General features: G+C 66.2%; 1 protein-coding gene and 2 pseudogenes. 2 read left to right on the top strand and 1 reads right to left on the bottom strand.

Translation table 11 applies throughout. The features are described 5' to 3' along the window. Positions 1–510, bottom strand: a pseudogene (locus tag EN964_RS30255) (formyl transferase); the annotation flags it as partial. A gap of 248 nt (positions 511–758) precedes the next feature. Between EN964_RS30255 and EN964_RS30250 the strand changes: the two are divergent. Both EN964_RS30250 and EN964_RS30245 read left to right on the top strand, forming a co-directional pair. Further along, positions 759–2,861 carry an exopolysaccharide transport family protein gene (locus EN964_RS30250; RefSeq protein ID WP_127272564.1) on the top strand — a complete coding sequence of 701 codons (2,103 nt, stop codon included), beginning with the start codon at positions 759–761 and terminating at the stop codon, positions 2,859–2,861. A 1-nt stretch (position 2,862) separates the two neighbouring features. Further along, a pseudogene (locus tag EN964_RS30245) lies at positions 2,863–3,074 on the top strand (hypothetical protein); the annotation flags it as partial.

Genomic DNA, 3,074 nt, shown 5'->3' with positions numbered 1-3,074 from the left:
GGCAGCGACGATCAGGCTTGCTGTGCGCGCCAGCATATCCTGGAAGGACGCCAGCGCGATGCCGCCATATTCTGTGCCCAGACGCCCGGCCGCGATCGCAACGCCGTTCTCCTCGATGCGGGCAAGTGGCGTGCGGCCGGCGAGGATCGAGGCCAGCAAGGCCGCTTCGCCGCTGGCGCCGTCATAGGTGACGTGCCAGACGCGTGTGCTTTCCAGCCTGACATCGCCGCAGAGGTCGATGACCAGGTCGGGCGAAGCGGGGGACTGCCGATAGGGCGCGAGCGCCGAAAGCGGCACACGCTTGGCCAGTCCATCATGGGCCAGTCCATCATGGGGCAGTCCGTGGATCGCCGTTTCGAGTTGAAACAGGGCTGCGGCGCTGCGCGGAATGCCGCCGCCCGCCGGCCTGACATCGACGGACAGTTCGTCGCCGAGCGCGGCAAGGCGCTCCAGCAGCGTGAGATGAAAGGCGCGGACGCAGTCGCCGTCCAGGCGTAGACTTATCTGCATGGTGGAGGCCCGAAAACGCGGTGCCCGGCCTTGCCGGCCAGGCCGGTCCGGTCAAATTGTAACCCCATCTGCATCCGTCTCCGCTCGCCGCGTAACCAACACCCCGATATGTATATTTTTAAGCAAACCGCGTGCCAAAATTCACGTCACCTCTCAACATAATTAACAATGTTTTAACAGTTGGAGGAATAGCTAGGTTAGCGCCGCAACTGACCTTGCCGGCATATGGAGTATTGTCGGAGGCAGCCATGCAATCATCCCTGCCCATGGTTCCTCAGCAACACTCTCCGGATGCGGCACGCGCGGGATCATACGCAGCTTCGACTGTCGAACTGGGCGACCTGAAGCGCATCCTGGTGCGCCGCCGGTTCTGGATCTTCGGCACTGTCGCACTGCTGACGCTGGTCGCCCTTCTCTACGGTCTTTTCACGCCCGCGCTCTACAGCTCGGCGGCGGAAATCCTCATCGATCCGCAGGACCTGCAGGTGGTCACCAACGACGTCAATCCCAGCCGTATCTCACCCGATGGCGGCATCACGCAGGTCGAGAGCCAGGTCAGCGTGGTCCAGTCGACAGGCGTGCTGATGCGGGCGATCGCGGCGACAAACCTGACGCAGGATCCGGAATTCAACGGGCAGGGCTTGCTGTCGCGCCTGCTCGGTTCGGCATCGGCCGAAGGCGACAGGTCGGTGCAGACACTCGACGCGCTGCGCCGGCGCCTGGCGGTGAAGCGGGCCGACAAGGTCCTGGTCCTCGACGTCATCGTCACCGCCAAGAGCGCCGACAAGGCCGCCCTCCTGGCCAACGCCATCGCGCAGGCCTACCTGGTCGATCAGGCGAGCGCGCGCGCGAAAATGGCCAGGGACGCCTCCGAGTCGATCACCGCCCGGCTGGACGAGCAGCGCAAACGCGTCCAGCAGGCCGAGAATGCCGTCGAGGCCTATAAGTCCGCCAACAACATGGTGATGGCGGCAGGGAACCTGGTCAGCGACCAGGAACTGACCGAGATCAACACGCAGCTTGCGGCGGCGCAGAGCCGCACCGCGGCGCTGAAGGCGCAGGTCGACCAGATGCGCCGGCAGAGCGGCACGGCGGACGCAACCTCGGAGGCGATGCGTTCGGCGGTGATCTCGAGCCTGCGGGCACAGGAGGCGACGCTGGTCGACCAGGTCTCGCAGCTCGGCACGGAGCTGGGGCCGCGTCATCCTTCGCTGATCGCAGCCCAGCAGCAGCTGCGCGACACGCGCCAGCTGATCGCGCGCGAGCTCGGCCGCATCGCCACCGCCACCGAGACGGACTACGAACGGGCGCTGGCCAACCAGCAGGCGCTGGAAGCCAAGGTCGCCGGCATGAAGAGCAAGTCGCTCGACACCGACCAGGCCTCGGTGCGGCTGCGCGAATTGCAGCGCGATCTCGAGGCGCTGCGTTCCGTCTACTCGAACTATCTCCAGCGCGCCCAGGAGACGCGCGAGCAGATCAATGTCGACAGCACCAATGCGCGCATCATCTCCAATGCCATGCCCGCCTTGAAGAAAAGCTGGCCGCCTTTGCCGCTGCTGTTGCTGGGCGCGATATTCGGCGGCCTCGGGCTCGGCACCGGTCTGGCGCTGATCGCCGAATATTCCTCGCCGACGGTGCTTTCCAGCGCGCAGATGCAGTCGGCCATCGACGCGCCGGTGCTGGGCGTGGTGCCGGCAAATTCAGGCACTGGGTGGCGCTGGTGGCCTTTCGGCGCAAGTTCGGCCGCCGCCTCCAGCCAGAAGACCGACGCCGTTGTCGGCCTTGCGCTGAGGCGCATGTTCAGTTCGGGCCAGCGTCCGGCGGACTGGCCGCTGGTGCCTTCCATCCTGGTGACATCGTCGCCGGGCGAGGGCGCGCAGCGCAGCCGGGTGGCGCGGCTGCTGGCCAATGCCGCGGCGTCCAGGGGCAGCCGGGTGCTGTTCATCGATGCCAATGCCGGCGGCGGCGACCAGAAGGATCCGCAGCCGGGGATCCTCGATGTGCTGCGCGGCGAGTACGCCTTTGAGGCCGTCAGCCATTACGCCGCCGGCAGCAACGTTGCCGTGCTGGGCAGGGGCCGCTCAAAGGCGGTTTTCCAGGAAGCGCATGGCATCTATTTTGCGCAGCAGATGCTGGCCCGGGCCAGCCGGAGCTTCGAACTCGTCGTCATCGACGGCGGCGCGCTGGCCGACAATCTCAATGCCTCGCCGCTGGTCGCCATGGCCGACGAGATCGTACTCGTCGCCACGCTGAACGCCACCCCGATGCGCGACGTCACGACGACCGCGCAGGCGGTTTCCGTCATGGGGCGGTTGCCGACGGCCGCCTTGCTGGTCGACGAGGCCGCCTGATATGGCTGCCAGTTGGAGCGCAAGCGCTTCGAACCATGGTGCTGCCGCACCCCGCGCCGGCACGTCGCTCGATGCGCTGACGCGCTTCGGACTGATCGCGGCGGTAGCGGTGCTGTTCGGCATCTCGGGCGGCATGCTGTGGCTGGTCGGCTACAATTATGATGGCCTGTTCGGCAACCCGGCGACCAAGATCCACCCGTCCACCTATCTCAT

Origin of the sequence: Mesorhizobium sp. M7A.F.Ca.CA.001.10.2.1 (assembly GCF_003998575.1) — a bacterium.
In the GTDB taxonomy this organism is placed as follows: domain Bacteria; phylum Pseudomonadota; class Alphaproteobacteria; order Rhizobiales; family Rhizobiaceae; genus Mesorhizobium.
Note: the sequence above shows the minus strand (reverse complement) of the source record. Positions and strands in the feature narration are given on the sequence as shown.